This is a genomic window from Salipiger bermudensis (genome assembly GCF_020171625.1).
Taxonomy (GTDB): Bacteria; Pseudomonadota; Alphaproteobacteria; order Rhodobacterales; family Rhodobacteraceae; genus Salipiger; species Salipiger bermudensis_B.
On record NZ_JAIUZY010000001.1, the window covers coordinates 712,597 to 729,266 of the forward strand.

The window sequence follows — 16,670 nt, forward strand, 5'->3', positions numbered from 1 at the left end:
ATGCGCGCTAAAGTCTATGACATGGGCGCTTTGAAACCATGTCTCAGCGGCGCTCTCGTCGCCCTTCTGACGGCGTCCGCATCGGGCGCCGCCCCGGCGCAGACGGCTGAACGCGTCCGCCTCTTCGCAGGCTGCGCCGGGCGCCTCTCGGCTACCATCGAACACGGCTGGCTCACCAACCGCGGCGACAGCCGCGCAGAACAGCGCCAGCGGCGCGGGTTCGAGGATCTGCTCGCCGCCATCCTGCCCGACGCGCGGGCGGCGGGCCTCGACGGGCCGCGCATCCTGCACCAGCGCATCGCCGCCAAACGCGCGCAGGCGCAGCTGCTGCAGACCGCCAGCTTCCACCGCGACACGCATCGCGCCGCCCGCGCCCGTTTGCTGGCCGAACGGGCGCTGGCCCGCTGCACCTCCCTCCTGCCCGGCTGAGCCGCGATATTTGCCCCTTGCCAATCGCGCCGCAGGGCGCGAAACCTGTCGCCATGGCGCGCAATGACGACAACCCCGCAGATCCGTTCAAGAAGGCCCTGGCCGAAGCAACCAAGGTCATGGCCGACGATTCCGACCTCACGGTGAACTACACCGTCGACCCGTCCGGGGTCTCGGGCGACATCATGCGCCTGCCGCAGGTCAGCCGCCGCATGACCCGCGACGAGGTGCTGCTGGCCCGCGGCACCGCCGACGCGCTGGCGCTGCACCGCCGCTACCACGACGCCGGCACCCACGCCCGCTACGCCCCGCCGGGTGACATCGCGCGCGAGCTCTACGAGGCGATGGAGACCGCCCGCTGCGAGGCCATGGGCGCCCGCGACATGCCCGGCACCGCCGGCAATATCGACGCCAAGATCGGCCACGAGGCGGCCCGTCGCGGCTATGGCCAGATCACCCAGCCCTCCGAGGCGCCGCTGCCGGTGGCCGCAGGCTACCTGATCCGCCACCTCGCCACCGGGCGAGACCTGCCGAAGGATGCCGACCACGTCATGCAGCTGTGGCGCGGCTTCATCGAGGAGCAGGCCGGCGGCACGCTGGAAGGGCTCGAGGAGACGCTCGCCGACCAGACCGCCTTTGCCCGCTTCGCGCGCAAGATGATCACCGATCTCGGCTATGGCGACCAGCTTGGCGAGGACCCTGACCAGATCGACGACGAGGACGAGGCCGAGGCCGAACCCGAGGGCGCCGACGAGGAACAGCCCGACAGCAACGGCCAGGACGAGGACCAGCAGGACGAGGCCGACGCCTCGCCCGAGCAGAGCCAGGACGAGACGCAGGACGCCTCTCAGGCGCAGGTCTCTGCCGACGACATGGCCGATCAGGAGATGGGCGAGGAAACCGAGATGCCCGAGGGCGAGGCGCCGATGGAGCCGCCTGCCCCCGCGCCCGCCTCGGAGGCCGACCCGCAATACCGCGTCTTCGACACCACCCATGACGAAGAGATCGCCGCCGAGGAGCTGGCCGAGGCGCAGGAGCTTGAACGGCTGCGCGCCTATCTCGACCAGCAGCTCGAGCCGCTCAAGGGCGCCGTCTCGCGGCTGGCCAACAAGCTTCAGCGCCGGCTGCAGGCGCAGCAGAACCGCAGCTGGGAGTTCGACCTCGAGGAAGGCATCCTCGATGCCGGCCGCCTCGCCCGCGTGGTCGCCAACCCGACCACCCCGCTCAGCTTCAAGGTCGAGAAGGACACCGAGTTCCGCGACACCGTGGTGACGCTTCTGCTCGACAATTCCGGCTCCATGCGCGGGCGCCCGATCTCGATTGCGGCGATCTGCGCCGACGTGCTGGCGCGCACGCTTGAGCGCTGCAACGTCAAGGTCGAGATCCTCGGCTTCACCACCCGCGCGTGGAAGGGCGGGCTGGCCCGCGAGAAGTGGCTCAACGAAGGCCGCGAGCAGCAGCCCGGCCGCCTCAACGACCTGCGCCACATCATCTACAAGCGCGCCGATGCGCCGTGGCGCCGGGTGCGCGACAATCTGGGCCTGATGATGAAAGAGGGCCTTCTGAAGGAGAACATCGACGGCGAGGCGCTGGAATGGGCGCATCGCCGGATGGCCGCCCGTCCCGAGGCACGCAAGATCCTCATGGTGATCTCCGATGGCGCGCCGGTCGACGACTCGACACTCTCGGTGAACCCTGCGAACTACCTCGAAAAGCACCTGCGCGACGTGATCGCCATGGTCGAGCGCAAGAAACAGGTGGAACTGCTGGCCATCGGCATCGGCCACGACGTCACCCGCTACTACGAGCGCGCGGTGACGATCACCGATGTCGAGCAACTCGCCGGGGCGATGACCGAGCAACTGGCGGCGCTGTTCGACAGCGACCCGCGCGCCCGCGCCCGGTTCATGGGCATCAAGCGCGCCAGCTAGGCCCAATCCGCGCCCGCGCCGCTAGGGGATGCGGGCGCGCTCTGCTATGCTGATCCGGCATTTCGAGATCAGGAGCATTGTCATGAAATTTCGTTTCGCGCTCGCGCTCGCCCTGTGCGGCGCAACCGCCCTGCACGCCCAGACCATGGTGCCGCCACGGGGCGAGATCATCACCGACACCGGCTGCCTTGTCACGGGGCTCGACCCGAACGGCGACGGCTTTCTCGCCCTGCGCGCCGGGCCCGGCTCGGGCTACGCCGAGATCGGCCGCCTGCACAATGGCGACGCCGCCTACCTGCGCGCCTGCGAGGGCAAGTGGTGCTTCGTGCAGAACGGCGCCCTGAACGGCCGCGAGGCCCAGTTCAAGGGCTGGATCCACACCGCGTGGTGCGAGTTCTACCCCTGAGCCGCCGGACCTCCGCGCCTGCGCCGTCGCCTGACAGAGCCGGACGTGTCGCGCCGCCCTCCCCGCCGCTGTCGTTTGCGAAAGCGTGCGGCAGCAGCGGATCGCGTAGACCGACGCCGCACGGCAGGATCCGTGAACCGTGACCACCTGCGCGCCCCACGCCCTGACGATGGCCCGCCACATCCCCGCACCCTCCGGGACCTACCTCACGCGCCCGCCTGAAGCAGTTGCCTCTGGCACCCGGGCGCAGGCCTGATAGGGTCCGCGAAAAAGGAGCCGCGCCATGTTTCAGACCTTCCAGGAGACCGCCCGCCCCGAGCAGGGCCCGCCGCGGCTGGCCCGCCTGCGCGAGGAGCTTTCCCGCGAAGAGCTCGACGGTTTCATCGTGCCGCGAGCCGATGCCCATCAGGGCGAGTATGTCGCCCCGCGCGACGACCGGCTGGCCTGGCTCACCGGCTTCACCGGCTCGGCCGGGTTCTGTGTGGCGCTGACCGACGCGGCCGGCGTGTTCGTCGACAGCCGCTACCGCGTGCAGGTCAAGGCGCAGGTGGCGCCGGAGTTCACCCCCGTCGACTGGCCCGAGACCAGCCTTGCGGACTGGATTGCCGCCAAGTTGCCCGAGGGCGGCCGGATCGGCATCGATCCGTGGCTGTTCACGGTCGACCAGCTGCGCGGGCTCGAGGCAAAGCTCGAAAGCCACGGCTTCATCCGCACCGACAACCTCGTCGACCGGATCTGGCCCGACCAGCCCGCCCCGCCGCAGGGCGCGGTCTTCGCCCAGCCCCTGGAGCTCACCGGCGAGGCGCACTCCGACAAGATCGACCGGCTGGCGCAGGATCTGAAAGCCCCGACCTGCGTGATCACCCTGCCCGACAGCATCGCCTGGCTGCTCAACATCCGCGGCTCCGACATCCCGCGCAACCCCGTGCCGCACGGCTTCGCGCTGCTTAACGAAGACGGCACCGTCGAGCTTTTCATTGATGACTCCAAGCTCGAAGGTCTGGGCGACCATCTCGGGCCCAAGGTCAAGGTGCTGCCGCCCGACGGCTTCCTCGCCGCGGTGGCCACGCTGGGCGGCCGGGTGCAGATCGATCCGGCGAGCTGCCCGGTGGCGGTGGCCGATGCGCTCGCCACCGCCAAGATCGTCGAGGCCCCCGATCCCTGCCTGCTGCCCAAAGCGCGCAAGACCGAGGCCGAGCTCGAGGGCGCCCGCGCCGCTCACCTGCGCGACGGCGCCGCGATGGTGCGCTTCCTCGCCTGGCTCGACCGCCAGCCGCCCGACAGTCTCACCGAAATCGACGTGGTCACCGCGCTCGAGGCCGAGCGCCGCGCCACCAACGCGCTGCGCGACATCTCCTTCGAGACCATCGCCGGCGCCGGCCCCAACGGCGCCATCGTGCATTACCGCGTCACCGAGGCCACCGACCGGCACGTCGGTGCGGGCGAACTGCTGCTGGTCGACAGCGGCGGGCAATACGTGGACGGCACCACCGACATCACCCGCACCATTGCCATGGGCGACGTGGGCGAGGAGGAATGCGCCAATTTCACTCGCGTGCTCAAAGGCATGATCGCGCTGTCGCGGCTGCGCTTCCCGGCCGGACTCGCCGGGCGCGACATCGATGCGCTCGCCCGCGCCGCGCTCTGGGAAGAAGGCCTCGATTACGGTCACGGCACCGGCCACGGCGTCGGCGCCTATCTCAGCGTGCACGAGGGCCCGGCGCGCATCGCCCGCACCGGCACGGTGCCGCTCGAGCCGGGGATGATCCTGTCGAACGAGCCGGGCTTTTACCGCGAAGGCGCCTATGGTATCCGGATCGAGAACCTCATCGCCGTGGAAGCCGCCGCCGCCCTGCCGGGCCAGACGGTGGCACGGATGTTGCGCTTCGAGACCCTGACATGGGTGCCAATCGACCGGCGGCTGGTGGTGCCGGCCCTGCTGACGCAGGCCGAGCGCGACTGGCTCGACGCCTATCACGACGAGGTGCTGGCCCGCATCGGACCGCTTGTGGAGGGCGCCGATGCGGACTGGCTGGCAGCGGCCTGCGCGCCGCTCTGACACAGGACTGTCGCAAGACGGCCGATATATAATAAACGACAAAACGGGGAGACACCGACATGATGAACCACATCACCATCCGCCCGACCGCGGGCACCTGGGTGATCCGCGCCGGCGGCGCGGTTCTGGGCGAGAGCAATCGCGCGCTGGAACTGACCGAAGGCGACATGCCCGGCGTGATCTTCTTCCCGCGCGAGGACATCGCCATGGCGTTCCTCGAGCCGTCCGACTACCGCACCATCAACCAGCATATCGGCGAGGCTACGCATTTCACCATCGCCTCGAAAAGCCGCAGCTACGAGAACGCGGTGCTGTCCTATGAAAGCCCCAAGGACGAAGCGGCGCCGCTGGCCGGCTACCTCGCCTTCCAGGTCCAGGACGGCGTCGCGGTCGAACAGGTCTGACCCCGCGCACAGGCGAAAACCAAAAAAGGCAGGCCCCGCGCCTGCCTTTTCTCATCTCTGGCACGGTCTCCGGATGCCCCGGCGACCGCCCGGCCCCGTTGCCCCGGCGGCGCAAGAGCACACCGCCCCGCGCAGCCCCTGTCTTCTCTTCGTCGAAAATACTCCCGCCGGAGGCAGGCCGTCCCGTCCAACCGGCGTCACGCCGCATAAAGGCGTCAGCCCACCACCCACGCCCACGAGATCGCGGCCCAAAGGGCCGCGGGCGAGACGATCAGCGCGCGCCCCCGGCGCGCACCGCCTTGCAGAGAAAGACTTACTGCACCCGGCTGGGATAGATGAAGCCGTTGATCGGGTAGACCTTGCCGAAGCTGCCGGGGTTGCTCTCGACGCGCACCTCTGACCAATCGTTGGCCGCCGAGACGTCCTGCACCGTCATGCCCAGCGTCACCTTGTTGCGCTTCCAGTTGGCATGGTCGATGCGGACCTCGCGCGGCGAGACCACGTCGGAGACCACCGCCACGTGCCCCATCGGCATCCCGCCGGTGGCCGCGAACGCCATCACCGCGCCCTCGACGGGCTGGACGCCGCGGTCGTAAAGGCCCTGCGCCTTGCCCCACCAGGTGTTCGCATTGCCGCGGATCTCGACGCCGCTGGCGTTGCGCGCGAAGGGCACGCACCAGACGCGCTGTCCGGCATTCTGCAGCTCTTTCACCTCGCGCAGCGCCATGGCGCGGCGGTCGAGGTCGATGCCGCTCGCGCTGTAGGCGATGTCGGGCGCCTTGGTCGAACAGGCCGCGGTGGCCAGAAGCATTGCACATAGGATGGGCAGGCCAAATCTGGCCTTGCGGGCGCCGGTCACGCTCATTCGTCCCTCGAACGGTTGTTTCTGCTCGGCCACCTGTTCCCGGCGGCTCGCGAATATCTTTTTACCAACCGTAAACTTTTGCAAAGAGCGGTGATGTGGGTTCGGCAGAAATCCGCGCATATACGGGCAAATCCCCGCGCCCCCGCCCTGCATCGACCGAGCGGCGACGCGGAGTGCCTACGACACGCGCAGCGCAGCGTCGATGCGCACTCAGGAATGCTCTTCCGCGGCGGTGGCGGCGAGCGCGCGGTTGTAGGCCTTGAGCGCGTCGACATGGAACAGCGCGCCTTGCAGAACCGGGGTCTGCGCCTCGCCCTCGAGCGTCACCACCGGCAGGTAGGCAACGCCGGACTTCTCGAACCGCGGCAGCGCGGTCTCGAGCGTTGCGCCCTGCTGGACGTAAAGCCCCTGCTCGATCATCCGCAGGCAGGCCTCCTCGTCCGCCGCGCCGGGATCGCCCGGCTTGCGCATCACGCCCGCCACGCGGAACATCGCCAGAAGGTAGGCCTGCGGTCCGGCGGCGAGGTGCACGTTGCGGCGCTCGAGCTGGCTGAGGAAGAAGCTGCGATCGACCAGCCGCGAGGCCACCGCCGTGGACATCGAGACCGAAACCATCACCGCCAGCCCGGTCTGCCAGTCGCCCGTCAGTTCGAACACGATCAGCGTGGTCGAGATCGGCGCACCGAGCACCGCCGCCGCGACCGCCCCCATGCCCGCGAGCGCATAGAGCGTGAAGGCCGAGCTCTGCTCGGGAAACAGCCCCGTCGCGATATGGGCGAAAGTCAGGCCGGTCAGTGCGCCGACCATCAGCGAGGGCGAGAACACGCCGCCGCCCATGCGCCCGGCCATGGTGACCGACACCGCCGCCACCTTGACGATGGTGAACAGCACCGCCTCGCGCAGGCCAAGACCGCCGGTCAGCGCCAGCGAGGTGGTCTCGTAGCCCACCCCGATGATATGCGGGAACTCGATGGCGATGGCCCCGAGCAGCAGCCCCGTCACCGCCGGGCGCAGCCAGATCGGCAGTCCCATGCGCCTTTGCAGGCGGTTGCCGAGATCGTCGGACCAGAAGATCGCCCGCATCATCACCACCGCGACCAGCCCGCAGACCAGCCCCATCAAGAAGAAGGCGGGCAGCTCGAGGTAGAACTCGACCGTGGTGGTGCCGGGCAGCAGGAACTCGGTGACATCGCCAAAGGCCAGCCGGTTGATCACCGTGCCGGCGGCGCTGGCCACCACGATGGGCGCAAAGGCGTGCAGGGCGAAGTGGCGCAGCACCACCTCGAGCCCGAACAGCGCCCCGGCGATCGGGGCGTTGAAGCTGGCCGAGACCGCCGCCGCCACCGCGCAGCCCAGAAGGTCGCGCCCGGTGATTCCGTCGACCCGCAACAGGTTCGACACCCAGGACGAGATCATCGCCGCGATGTGCACCACCGGCCCCTCGCGCCCGGTCGAGCCGCCGGTCGAGAGCGTGATCCACGAACACAGCGCCGAGGCGATGCCAGCCTTCTTCTCGACCCGGCCATCGTTCAGCGCCGCGCCCTCGATCACGTCCGAGACCGAGCGCACGCGGCCATCCGGGGTCAGGAACTGGATGATGAGCCCGACCACGATGCCCCCGCCCAGCGGGATCAGCAGCACCCAGAGCCAGTGCAGCTCGCTGGCGAAGCTGGCCAGCGTGTTGACGTCCTCGGTGCCGTAGAGCCCGGCCTGAAGGCGCTGGATCGCAAAGCGGAACAGGATGGCGGCGAAGCCCGAGGCGGCGCCGACCACCAGCGCGATGAGCCAGAAGGTCACCTGCCCCGGTGCCTTGTGCCTCAGCGTGTCCCAGCCGCGCCCGCAGGTGACGCGCATTTCATGCCACTGGCGGGCGACCTCGCGCAACATTTCCTATCCCCTTTGGCGCGTGCCGGGCGCCTTTGGCTTTCGCCGGGCGGGCGGCGTCGCTATGGTCCCCGCGATTTCCCCGGAGGTTACCGATGCCCAACGACGCCGCCCTTGATGCTCTTGCCTCACTCCTAGGCGAACGGCTCAGCCGGTCCAAGCCCGATCTGGCCGAACATGGCCGCTCGGAGTCCCATTTCCCGACCACACCGCCCGACGCGGTGGCCTATCCCGAGACCACCGAGGAGGTGCAGGCGCTGGTGAAGATCTGCGCCGCGCAGGACTGCCCGGTGATCGGCTGGGGCGCAGGCACCTCGCTCGAGGGTCACGGGCTCGCGGTGCGGGGCGGCGTGGTGGTGGATTTCTCGCGCATGAACAAGGTGCTCGAGATCCGCATGGGCGACATGGACGTCACCGTGCAGCCCGGCGTCACCCGCGAGGCGCTGAACGAGGAGCTGCGCGCCACGGGGCTGTTCTTCCCGGTCGATCCCGGCGCCAATGCCAGTCTCGGCGGCATGGCGATGACCCGCGCCTCGGGCACCACCACGGTGCGCTACGGCTCGATGCGAGACAACGTGCTCGGGATGACCGTGGTGCTGGCCGACGGCCGGGTGATCCGCACCGGCACCCGCGCCCGCAAGAGCGCCGCGGGCTTCGACTTGACGGCCCTGATGGTGGGCTCGGAGGGCACGCTTGGCCTTGTCACCGAACTGACCCTGCGACTGCACGGCATCCCCGAGGCCACGAGCGCCGGGATCTGCGCCTTCCCCGACATGGGATCGGCCGTGACGGCGGTGATGGAGACCATCCAGATGGGCATTCCGATGGCCCGGATCGAGTTCGTCGACGCCGCCACCGCCCGGGCCTTCACCGCCTATTCCGGCATCGAGATGTCCGAGGCGCCGCACCTGCTCGTCGAGTTCCACGGCGCGCCCGAGAGCGTGGCGCAGGATGCCGAGCGCTTTGGCGAGATCGTCGCCGATCACGGGGCCTCGCCGTTCCAGTGGTCGTCCCGGGAAGAGGAGCGCCGGGCGCTCTGGGCGCTCCGCCACAACGGCTATTACGCCATTCTCGCCTCGCGCAAGGGCGCGCGGGCGGTGGTGACCGACATGTGCGTGCCGATCTCCCAGCTCGCCACCGCGGTGGAAGAGACCCAGGCCGACATCGCGCAAAGCGGCGTGCCGGGTCCGATCCTCGGCCACGTGGGCGACGGCAACTTCCACGCCATCCTGCTGATCGACCCCGACAAGCCGGAGGAACTCGAGGAGGCCAAGCGCCTGTCGCACCGGATGGCCGAGCGCGCGCTGGCGCTTGGCGGCACCTGCACCGGCGAGCATGGCGTGGGCCTTGGCAAGATGGCCTACATGGAGGCCGAGCACGGCGACGGCTGGCAGGTGATGGGCGAGATCAAGCGCGCGCTCGACCCCAAGGGCATCATGAACCCCGGCAAGCTGGTGCCGCAGGGCTGAGTCTTTCGGCCCTCCGGGCGCCGGGCTCTGCAGGTGCCCGGCTTGCGTGCGCAGGCTCTTCCATCCGCGCCGGACGCTGTTACACCTTTGTCATGGGGAAGATTGCAGGGCCGCCCACAAGGGCGGCTCCTGCGAACCTAGGACAGGCAGAATGACAGCTTCGCACCACGACAATCTCTGGCGCGTCTCCAGCGACGAGGCGGTTTCGGCCGGCCCGCTGGAGCGCGACCTGACCGTCGATCTGGCGGTGATCGGCGGCGGCTTCAGCGGCAGTTCCGCCGCGCTTCAGGCGGCGCGAAGCGGCGCCTCGGTGGCGCTGCTCGAGGCCCGGACCATCGGGCACGGCGGCTCGGGGCGCAACGTGGGACTCGCCAATGCCGGGCTGTGGCTGAAACCCGACGAGATCCTCACCGAGCTGGGCGAAGACGCGGGCCGCGCACTGATCGCGCGGCTCGGCGCGGCGCCCGACATGGTCTACGGCATCATCGAGCGCGAGGAGATCTCCTGCGAAGCCACCCGGAACGGCACCCTGCACTGCGCCCATGCTCCGTCCGGCATGGAGGACCTGCTCGCCCGCTTCCGGCAGGGCAATGCCCACGGCGCGCCGCTGCAACTGCTCGACGCCGAAGAGGCGCAGGAGCGGGTCGGCAGCGCGTCGGTGCATGGCGCGCTCTTCGATCCGCGCGCGGGAACGGTGCAGCCGCTGAGCTATTGCCGCGGGCTGGCGCGTGCCGCGCAACGCGCCGGGGCGCAGATCTTCGAGGACAGCCCCGTTACCGAAATCGCCCGCGACGGCGACGGCTGGCGTGTCACCTGCAACAGCCAGACCGTGCAGGCGGGCGCGCTTCTGATGGCCACCAACGCCTATCACGCGCCGCTGTCGGGCGCGCAGCCGCCAGCCTACACGCCGGTGCATTTCGGACAGTTCGCCACCGCCCCGATGCCGGCGGAGGCGCGGGCGCGCATCCTCGCCCGCGGCGAGGGCTGCTGGGACACCGCGCTGGTCATGTCGTCCTTCCGCACCGATCGGGCCGGGCGGATCATCCTCGGCGCGATGGGCAATCTCGACGGCCCCGGCGGCGGCATCCATGCCGGATGGGCCCGGCGCAAGCTGCGCCAGCTGTTCCCCGAGCTCGCGGATCTGCCCTTCGAACACAGTTGGTGCGGCCGCATCGCCATGACCTCGGACCACATCCCGAAGATCGTCTCGCTCGGCCCAAATGCCCTGTCGTGCTTCGGCTATTCCGGGCGCGGCATCGGCCCCGGCACGGTGTTCGGCACCGCCGCCGCCGAGGCGCTGCTGACGGGCGACCTCTCCGGACTGCCACTGGCGCCGGTGAAGGCCCACGACGAAAGCCTGACGGCGCTCAGGGGCAGCTACTACGAGTTCGGAGCGACCCTGATGCACGCGGCCGGGGCGCGCTGAGAGCCGATGAGCCTGCAGCGCCGCCACCTGCCCGACCTGCGCGTGCTCCAGACCTTCGAGCAGGCGGCCCGGCACGGCAACTTCACCCGCGCTGCCGAGGAACTGGCCCTGACCCAGAGCGCCGTCAGCCGCCAGATCCGCGAGCTCGAGGAGCAGATCGGCACGCCACTCTTCGAACGCGCGCCGGGCCGCGTGGTGCTCACCCGCGCCGGCGAAGACCTGCTGCCAGAGGCGCACCGCCTGCTGCGGCTGGCCGAGCGCGCCCTGCGCCATGCCGGGGCCGGCGCGGCGCAGGAATCGGTGCTCTCGATCAACGCGCTGCCGACCTTTGCCGCGCGCTGGCTGATGCCCCGCCTGCCCGGCTACCTCGCGCAGCATCCCGGTCTGCGCATCGATCTCAGCACCCGCAAGGGCGTGTTCGATTTCGATGACAGCCCCTGCGACCTTGCGATCCATTACGGTCAGCCCAACTGGCCGGGCGGGATCTGCAGCTACCTGTGCTCGGAGATCATGGTGCCGGTGATCGGTGACACCGCTGCGGAATGTCCCGCGACCCCGGCCAAGCTTGCCCCTCTGCCGCGCATCCACCTCGCCGAGCGCCCCGGCCTCTGGCCCGACTGGTTCGCCCATCACGGCGTCGCCGTCGAGCGCGCCGGCGAGGGCCACTGGGTCGACCAGATCTCGCTCGCCATCGAGGCGGTGAAGGCGGGCATGGGCTGCGCCCTGCTGCCGCGCTACCTGATCGAACGCGAGCTTGCCGATGGTCGGCTGCGGGTGGCGCTCGATGCGCCCTACTCGACCGAAAAGGCCTACTACCTAGTCACGCCAGAGGGGCGCTCCGAACGGGTGGCCGCGTTTCGCGACTGGCTGATCGGCGAGGTCTCGTTCCGGCCGCTTGCGGACTGAGCCGCGCTCAGGTCAGCAGCAGCACCAGCCCCGGAAACGCGGTCAGCAGCGCCACCCGCAGCACGTCCATCGCCACGAAGGGCGCGAGCCCGCCGAAGATCGTGCCAAGCCGCACATCCGGCACCACCGAGCGCAGCACGAAGGCATTCATCCCCACCGGCGGCGTGATGTAGGAGATCTCGGTCACCATCACGACGAAGATGCCGAACCAGATCAGGTCGATGCCCTGCGCCGCCACGATGGGATAGAACACCGGCACGGTGAGCATGATCATCGACAGGCTCTCGAGCACGCAGCCCAGCACCAGATAGATGCAGAGCATCACGAGGATCGTCATCATCGGCGTGTCGCCGAACACGCTCAGCGCCGTCTGGATGTCGCGGGTCATCCCCGACATGTTGACGTAATTGGTGAAGGTCAGTGCGCCGAACAGGATGAAGAACATCATCGAGGTGGTCTTCATCGTGTCGTAGAGCACCGCGATCATCTTCTCGCGGCTGAAACGGCCCGAGAGCAGCACCAGAAGAAACGCCCCGCCCGCGCCCATGCCGGCGCTCTCGGTGGGGGTGAAGACGCCAAGATAGATGCCGCCCATCACGAAGACGAAGAGGAGCAGCGCCCCGGCGGTGCCCCTGAGCGCGCGGATGCGCTCGATCAGCGGCAGCTTGGGCTCGACCGGCAGGTCGATCTTCTGCGTCACCAGCGTGATGCGCACGGCAACGCTGTAGCCGATGATGCCGATGAGGCCGGGGATCAGCCCGGCGAGGAACAGCTTGCCGATGTCCTGCTGGGTCATGATGCCGTAGAACACGAGGATCACCGAGGGCGGGATCAGGATGCCCAGCGTGCCGCCAGCAGCGATCGAGGCGGTGGAGAGCCGGTCGGGATAGCCGTAGCACCGCATCGAGGGCAGCGCGATGCGGGTCATCGTGGCCGCCGTCGCCATCGACGAGCCGCAGACCGAGCTGAACGCGCCGCAGGCGATGACCGTGGCGGTGGCCAGCCCCCCCTTGCGATGGCGCAGCCAGGCATAGGCGGATTTGTAGAGCTCCTCGGCGATGCCGGACTGCACCACGAAGTTGCCCATCATCAGGAACAGCGGCAGCACCGAGAGCGAATAGTCGCGACCGTTGTCGAAGAAGGCCGAGCCCAGCAGCGACAGCGCCGGGGTCCAGCCGATGATCGCGGCCACGCCCACGAGGCCCACCCCTGCGAGCGCCATCGAGATCGGCACCCCCACCAGAAGCAGCGCGCCGAGAACGGCCATGCCGACAGGCCAGCTTTCCATGGTCTCAGTGTTCTTTGCGGTGCGCGATCAGAGCATGTGCCGGCACGAGCGCGGTCAGAAGCGAACCGAGGCCGGTGCAGACCGCGCAGAAATAACCCAGCGGGGCGATCGGGATCGCGAGCGTCGTCGTGGTGCCGCCATAGCCGCCGATCTGCGCCGCGTAGACCCAGACGCGCCACGCCACCACTGCCAGCACCACCGCCGAGAACAGCCCCGTCGCCGCCCCGCGCCACGGCTTTATCGCCGCCGGCATCCGGTCGGTCACCAGATCGACGGTCACGTGCTCATCGGCCAGCGCCACCGCCGGCAGTCCGAGAAAGACCACCGCGGCGAGCAGCAGCTCGGTGAGCTCGGTCGCGCCCCGGAGCGGTGCGTTGAAGACGTAGCGCCCGATCACGTCGGTCACCGTCATCCCCATCAACGCCATCAGCAGCACGCCGCCCAGCACGGCAAGCGCCGCGCGCAGCCCGAAAGCCCCGCGCGGACGCGTCGTCTCGGGCAGCGCCTCGGACATTACTCGCCGGCTTCCTTGGCGATCTCGGCCTGCAGCATCTCGTAGGCCGCCTGCGCATCGACGCCGGTCTCGGCGGCTTCTTCGAGCTTGGCCTGCACCAGCGGCGACAGCGCGCTTTCCCAGGCCGAGAGCTGCGCCTCGGTGGCCGGGGTGATGGCGATCTCGCCCTCCATCGCGGCCTTGCCCGCGGCGTCGGCCTCGTCCCACATCCGGCCCGCCATGCGCGCCAGCGCCTCGCCGGTGACGGTGTCGATGGCGTCCTGCTGCTCGGGGTCGAGGCTCTCCCACTTGGCCTTGTTCATCACGATGTAGAACGAGGTGTTGTAAAGCCCGCCCGGCACCGAGATCGCCTGTTCGAGCTGCGGGATCAGCTTGAAGAAGTTCACCGACTCGTAGGGGAACAGGATGCCGTCGGCCACGCCCTGGCTCAGCAACTCGTAGGCCTTGGACGACGGCCCCTCGACGGGCACCGCGCCAAGCGCCGAGACGACCTCGTGCACGATGCCGCCCCCGACCCGCAGCTTGACGCCCTGCAGCACGTCGGGCTCGGAGACCTCGCCGGACTTGAGGAAGATCTCGCCCGGGCCGTGGCTGAACACCGCCAGCACCTTCACGTCATCATATTCGCCCGCGTCGCGCAGCATCTCGTCGAACACGCGCCAATAGGCGACCGAGATGTTCTCGGCGCTGTCCCCGAGGAACGGCAGCTCGACGATATTTGTGGTCTTGAAGCGGCCCGGGTTGTAGCCCTGCACGCCGAAGGTGATGTCGGCCACGCCGTTGACGGCGAAGTCGAAATGCGCCTGCGGCGGCCCCAGCGGCGCGGGCAGGATGTTGGCGGTCACCTCGCCGCCGGTGGCCTCGCCGATCTGCTCGGTCATCGGCACGATCAGCTCGGAGACCAGCGGGTGCGACGGCGGCAGCCAGTTGGCCACGGTAAGCACGGTCTGGGCGGAGGCGGCGCCGGCAAGGCTGCAGACGAGCGCGGTGGCGGTCAGGAGATGTGTCATGGGCTGTCCCTGTTGCTGTCTTGCGGCCGATCCGACCGCCATGCGGGGCCCGTTGCCGTAGCGCTATCTGTTTCGCATGGGGCTGCGGCGCGCAAGAGGGACCGGGCAAAATATCCTGCCGCGTTCCGTCCGGAGCGTCGCGGCGCGCTTCGGTTCGGACCGAACCCCACCCATGCTCAAAACGCCAACCACGGGACTTGCGAAACGCGCGACGTGCCCCCCGCGCCTGTCTCGTGGGTCTCGCGGTTCTCGCGGCTCTCGCGGCTCTCGCGGCTCTCGCGGCTCTCGCGGCTCTCGCGGTTCTCGCGGTTCTCGCGGTTCTCGCGGTTCTCGCGGTTCTCGCGGTTCTCGCGGTTCTCGCGAACGGTGGCCCTACCGACGACACGGTGCAACACACAAAAAGAACGGCCGCCCGGGATCTCTCCCGCGCGGCCGTTCTGTTTCAGTCGTCTGCCCGAAGGCTTGCTAAGCTCAGCCCAGATCCTGACCCAGATGCTTGGCGACGGCAAAGATGTCCTTGTCGCCGCGCCCGCACATGTTCATCACGAGGATGTGGTCCTTGGGCAGAGTCGGCGCGATCTTCATCACATGCGCCAGCGCGTGGCTGGGCTCGAGCGCCGGAATGATGCCCTCGGTGCGGCAGGAGAACTGGAACGCCTCCAGCGCCTCCTTGTCGGTGATCGAGACATACTCGGCCCGGCCGGTGTCGTGAAGCCAGGCGTGCTCGGGGCCGATGCCGGGATAGTCGAGTCCCGCGGAGATCGAGAACCCCTCGAGGATCTGGCCGTCCTCGTCCTGCAGCAGGTAGGTGCGGTTGCCGTGCAGCACGCCGGGGCGCCCGCCGGTGAGCGAGGCGCAATGCTCCATCTTCTCGTTGACGCCCTTGCCGCCGGCCTCGACGCCGATGATCTTCACGGTCGGGTCGTCGAGGAACGGGTGGAACAGCCCCATGGCGTTGGAGCCGCCGCCGATTGCCGCGATCACGCTGTCGGGCAGACGGCCCTCGCCCTCCTGCTCGGCCAGCTGCCAGCGCACCTCCTTGCCGATGACGGCCTGGAAATCGCGCACCATGGCCGGGTACGGATGCGGGCCCGCCACCGTGCCGATGCAGTAGAACGTGTCGCGCACGTTGGTCACCCAGTCGCGCAGCGCGTCGTTCATCGCGTCCTTGAGCGTGCCGCGCCCCGACGTCACCGGCACCACCTCGGCGCCCAGCAGGCGCATCCGGAAGACGTTGGGCTGCTGGCGCTCCACGTCATGCGCGCCCATGTAGACCACGCATTTCAGACCGAACTTGGCGCAAACGGTCGCGGTGGCCACGCCGTGCTGGCCGGCCCCGGTCTCGGCGATGATGCGGCTCTTGCCCATGCGCTTGGCAAGGATGATCTGGCCCAGCACGTTGTTGATCTTGTGCGCGCCGGTGTGGTTCAGCTCGTCGCGCTTGAGGTAGATCTTGGCACCGCCAAGCTCCTTGGTCATGCGCTGCGCGAAATACAGCGGCGACGGGCGGCCGACATAATTTTTCCAGAGATCGTCCATCTCGGCCCAGAAGCTGTCGTCGGTCTTGGCCCGCTCGTACTGTTCCTCGAGCTCGAGGATCAGTGGCATCAGGGTCTCGGACACGAAGCGCCCGCCATAGATGCCGAAGCGGCCTTTCTCATCGGGGCCGTTCATGAAGGAATTGAACAGATCGTCCATCGCGCCTCTCCGTCTCTCAGTTGGCCTTGTCTAAGGCATATCCCCGCCGCTTGACCAGCCCCGCCTCGCATCTTCTCGGCGCTACCGATGGCGCCGTCGCCTCAAGCCCCATCACACACCCACTTGTGGCCCTGGCGGACGCCTCCGGCGGGAGTATTTTTGACGAAGAGAAGCCAGAGACGCAGCGCTCATGGCTTCTTTGGTTCAAAAATACCTCGGGGGTGAATTGGCGCGCAGCGCCAAGAGGGGGCAGCGCCCCCTTCTTCCCTTATCAAGATGCATCTGCGGTCCGACCGAAGGCAAACGCCCCCATCGCCCCCGCACACGCAGCCCCCGCACAGGACCGCGCGGTGCGTGCCACACTCCGCCGTGGATCGCGCC

Annotated in this window: 15 protein-coding genes; 8 read left to right on the forward strand and 7 right to left on the reverse strand. The window is 68.9% G+C overall.

Translation table 11 applies throughout. From position 1 onward, the window contains the following. Window positions 1-21: 21 nt before the first annotated feature. From LCM15_RS03405 to LCM15_RS03425, 5 genes are all read left to right on the forward strand, one after another. Window positions 22-429: a hypothetical protein gene (locus LCM15_RS03405; protein ID WP_224853002.1), complete on the forward strand. Its 408-nt coding sequence runs from the start codon at window positions 22-24 to the stop codon at window positions 427-429. Window positions 430-482: 53 nt separating this feature from the next. Beyond that, entirely contained in the window at window positions 483-2,360 is a 1,878-nt protein-coding gene (cobT, locus tag LCM15_RS03410) for a cobaltochelatase subunit CobT (protein WP_224853004.1), read from the forward strand. Between the two features lie 82 nt (window positions 2,361-2,442). After that, window positions 2,443-2,766 carry an SH3 domain-containing protein gene (locus tag LCM15_RS03415; RefSeq protein ID WP_224853006.1) on the forward strand — a complete coding sequence of 108 codons (324 nt, stop codon included), beginning with the start codon at window positions 2,443-2,445 and terminating at the stop codon, window positions 2,764-2,766. A 283-nt stretch (window positions 2,767-3,049) separates the two neighbouring features. Continuing rightward, window positions 3,050-4,825 carry an aminopeptidase P family protein gene (locus LCM15_RS03420; protein ID WP_224853008.1) on the forward strand — a complete coding sequence of 592 codons (1,776 nt, stop codon included), beginning with the start codon at window positions 3,050-3,052 and terminating at the stop codon, window positions 4,823-4,825. A 59-nt stretch (window positions 4,826-4,884) separates the two neighbouring features. After that, window positions 4,885-5,229, forward strand: coding sequence for a DUF427 domain-containing protein (locus tag LCM15_RS03425; RefSeq protein WP_224853010.1), 345 nt, complete (start codon window positions 4,885-4,887; stop codon window positions 5,227-5,229). A gap of 313 nt (window positions 5,230-5,542) precedes the next feature. Here LCM15_RS03425 and LCM15_RS03430 read toward each other — a convergent pair whose 3' ends face one another. Continuing rightward, window positions 5,543-6,094: a CHAP domain-containing protein gene (locus tag LCM15_RS03430; RefSeq protein WP_224853012.1), complete on the reverse strand. Its 552-nt coding sequence runs from the start codon at window positions 6,092-6,094 to the stop codon at window positions 5,543-5,545. A 210-nt stretch (window positions 6,095-6,304) separates the two neighbouring features. Next, window positions 6,305-7,981, reverse strand: coding sequence for a chloride channel protein (locus LCM15_RS03435; protein WP_224853014.1), 1,677 nt, complete (start codon window positions 7,979-7,981; stop codon window positions 6,305-6,307). A gap of 92 nt (window positions 7,982-8,073) precedes the next feature. Here LCM15_RS03435 and LCM15_RS03440 point away from each other — a divergent pair, with 92 nt between their 5' ends. The 3 genes from LCM15_RS03440 (at window position 8,074) to LCM15_RS03450 (ending at window position 11,779) form a co-directional block, all read left to right on the forward strand. Next, window positions 8,074-9,447, forward strand: a complete 1,374-nt coding sequence (locus LCM15_RS03440; protein WP_224853016.1) for an FAD-binding oxidoreductase — start codon at window positions 8,074-8,076, stop codon at window positions 9,445-9,447. 151 nt (window positions 9,448-9,598) lie between these two features. Next, complete coding sequence (locus LCM15_RS03445; protein ID WP_224853018.1) at window positions 9,599-10,873, forward strand: NAD(P)/FAD-dependent oxidoreductase; 1,275 nt, start codon at window positions 9,599-9,601, stop codon at window positions 10,871-10,873. A 6-nt stretch (window positions 10,874-10,879) separates the two neighbouring features. Continuing rightward, window positions 10,880-11,779 (forward strand): LysR family transcriptional regulator, encoded by a 900-nt coding sequence (locus tag LCM15_RS03450; RefSeq protein WP_224853019.1) that lies wholly within the window; start codon window positions 10,880-10,882, stop codon window positions 11,777-11,779. Between the two features lie 7 nt (window positions 11,780-11,786). On the opposite strand, the gene LCM15_RS03455 is transcribed toward LCM15_RS03450, so the two are convergent. From LCM15_RS03455 to trpB, 5 genes are all read right to left on the reverse strand, one after another. Continuing rightward, window positions 11,787-13,067, reverse strand: coding sequence for a TRAP transporter large permease (locus tag LCM15_RS03455; RefSeq protein WP_224853022.1), 1,281 nt, complete (start codon window positions 13,065-13,067; stop codon window positions 11,787-11,789). A gap of 4 nt (window positions 13,068-13,071) precedes the next feature. Then, window positions 13,072-13,581, reverse strand: coding sequence for a TRAP transporter small permease (locus LCM15_RS03460; protein WP_224853024.1), 510 nt, complete (start codon window positions 13,579-13,581; stop codon window positions 13,072-13,074). Beyond that, the gene (locus LCM15_RS03465; protein ID WP_224853025.1) at window positions 13,581-14,591 is read right to left on the reverse strand and encodes a TRAP transporter substrate-binding protein; all 1,011 of its coding nucleotides are present in this window, start codon (window positions 14,589-14,591) and stop codon (window positions 13,581-13,583) included. Before LCM15_RS03465 ends, LCM15_RS03460 begins: the two co-directional genes overlap by 1 nt. A gap of 176 nt (window positions 14,592-14,767) precedes the next feature. Then, window positions 14,768-14,986, reverse strand: coding sequence for a hypothetical protein (locus tag LCM15_RS03470; RefSeq protein ID WP_224853027.1), 219 nt, complete (start codon window positions 14,984-14,986; stop codon window positions 14,768-14,770). A gap of 76 nt (window positions 14,987-15,062) precedes the next feature. Then, the gene (gene trpB, locus LCM15_RS03475; RefSeq protein WP_224853029.1) at window positions 15,063-16,289 is read right to left on the reverse strand and encodes a tryptophan synthase subunit beta; all 1,227 of its coding nucleotides are present in this window, start codon (window positions 16,287-16,289) and stop codon (window positions 15,063-15,065) included. Between the last annotated feature and the right edge of the window lie 381 nt (window positions 16,290-16,670).

Coding starts and splice junctions, on each gene's coding strand:
- LCM15_RS03405 (WP_224853002.1), top strand. CDS start 22: ATGGGCGCTTTGAAACCATGTCTCAGCGGCGCTCTCGTCGCCCTTCTG.
- cobT (WP_224853004.1), top strand. CDS start 483: ATGGCGCGCAATGACGACAACCCCGCAGATCCGTTCAAGAAGGCCCTG.
- LCM15_RS03415 (WP_224853006.1), top strand. CDS start 2,443: ATGAAATTTCGTTTCGCGCTCGCGCTCGCCCTGTGCGGCGCAACCGCC.
- LCM15_RS03420 (WP_224853008.1), top strand. CDS start 3,050: ATGTTTCAGACCTTCCAGGAGACCGCCCGCCCCGAGCAGGGCCCGCCG.
- LCM15_RS03425 (WP_224853010.1), top strand. CDS start 4,885: ATGATGAACCACATCACCATCCGCCCGACCGCGGGCACCTGGGTGATC.
- LCM15_RS03430 (WP_224853012.1), bottom strand. CDS start 6,094: ATGAGCGTGACCGGCGCCCGCAAGGCCAGATTTGGCCTGCCCATCCTA.
- LCM15_RS03435 (WP_224853014.1), bottom strand. CDS start 7,981: ATGTTGCGCGAGGTCGCCCGCCAGTGGCATGAAATGCGCGTCACCTGC.
- LCM15_RS03440 (WP_224853016.1), top strand. CDS start 8,074: ATGCCCAACGACGCCGCCCTTGATGCTCTTGCCTCACTCCTAGGCGAA.
- LCM15_RS03445 (WP_224853018.1), top strand. CDS start 9,599: ATGACAGCTTCGCACCACGACAATCTCTGGCGCGTCTCCAGCGACGAG.
- LCM15_RS03450 (WP_224853019.1), top strand. CDS start 10,880: ATGAGCCTGCAGCGCCGCCACCTGCCCGACCTGCGCGTGCTCCAGACC.
- LCM15_RS03455 (WP_224853022.1), bottom strand. CDS start 13,067: ATGGAAAGCTGGCCTGTCGGCATGGCCGTTCTCGGCGCGCTGCTTCTG.
- LCM15_RS03460 (WP_224853024.1), bottom strand. CDS start 13,581: ATGTCCGAGGCGCTGCCCGAGACGACGCGTCCGCGCGGGGCTTTCGGG.
- LCM15_RS03465 (WP_224853025.1), bottom strand. CDS start 14,591: ATGACACATCTCCTGACCGCCACCGCGCTCGTCTGCAGCCTTGCCGGC.
- trpB (WP_224853029.1), bottom strand. CDS start 16,289: ATGGACGATCTGTTCAATTCCTTCATGAACGGCCCCGATGAGAAAGGC.